The organism is Zobellella endophytica, from assembly GCF_003012775.1.
In the GTDB taxonomy this organism is placed as follows: domain Bacteria; phylum Pseudomonadota; class Gammaproteobacteria; order Enterobacterales; family Aeromonadaceae; genus Oceanimonas; species Oceanimonas endophytica.
In genome coordinates this window covers 1-1,315 of sequence record NZ_PXYG01000022.1, presented here as the reverse complement: position 1 = coordinate 1,315, position 1,315 = coordinate 1, and the positions used below count along the sequence as shown (strand labels likewise).

Below are 1,315 nucleotides of genomic sequence, written 5' to 3'. Positions count from 1 at the left end.
GTATCGTTGCGTGAATACATAGCGCAGCGAGGCGAACCGGGAGAACTGAAACATCTAAGTACCCCGAGGAACAGAAATCAACCGAGATCCCCTTAGTAGCGGCGAGCGAACGGGGGCCAGCCCTTAAGCAGCCTGGGTGGTAGTGGAACGGTCCTGGAAAGGCCGGCCATAGCGGGTGATAGCCCCGTACACCAAACTACCCTGGTTGTGAAATCGAGTAGGACGGGACACGTGTTATCCTGTCTGAACATGGGGGGACCATCCTCCAAGGCTAAATACTCCTGACTGACCGATAGTGAACCAGTACCGTGAGGGAAAGGCGAAAAGAACCCCTGTGAGGGGAGTGAAATAGAACCTGAAACCGTGTACGTACAAGCAGTGGAAGCCTCCTTGTGGGGTGACTGCGTACCTTTTGTATAATGGGTCAGCGACTTACTTTTAGTAGCAAGGTTAACCGTATAGGGGAGCCGTAGGGAAACCGAGTCTTAACTGGGCGAACAGTTGCTAGGAGTAGACCCGAAACCCGGTGATCTAGCCATGGGCAGGTTGAAGGTTGAGTAACATCAACTGGAGGACCGAACCCACTAACGTTGCAAAGTTAGGGGATGACCTGTGGCTGGGGGTGAAAGGCCAATCAAACCGGGAGATAGCTGGTTCTCCCCGAAAGCTATTTAGGTAGCGCCTCGGACTTATACTACTGGGGGTAGAGCACTGTTTGGACTAGGGGGTCATCCCGACTTACCAACTCCATGCAAACTCCGAATACCAGTAAGTACTATCCGGGAGACACACGGCGGGTGCTAACGTCCGTCGTGAAGAGGGAAACAACCCAGACCGCCGGCTAAGGTCCCCAAGTTCTGGTTAAGTGGGAAACGAGGTGGGAAGGCTCAGACAGCCAGGATGTTGGCTTAGAAGCAGCCATCATTTAAAGAAAGCGTAATAGCTCACTGGTCGAGTCGGCCTGCGCGGAAGATGTAACGGGGCTAAACCAGGCACCGAAGCCGCGGATTCAGAATTTATTCTGAGTGGTAGGGGAGCGTTCTGTAAGTCTGCGAAGGTGTGTCGTGAGGCATGCTGGAGATATCAGAAGTGCGAATGCTGACATGAGTAACGATAATGGGGGTGAAAAACCTCCACGCCGGAAGACCAAGGGTTCCTGTCCAACGTTAATCGGGGCAGGGTGAGTCGGCCCCTAAGGCGAGGCCGAAAGGCGTAGTCGATGGGAAACGGGTTAATATTCCCGTACTGACGTGCATTGCGATGGGGGGACGGAGAAGGCTAGATGGGCCAGGCGTTGGTAGTCCTGGTGAAAGGG

Annotated in this window: 1 rRNA gene; it reads left to right on the top strand. The window is 54.0% G+C overall.

From position 1 onward, the window contains the following. A 23S ribosomal RNA gene (locus C7H85_RS19235) occupies positions 1 to 1,315 on the top strand; the annotation flags it as partial.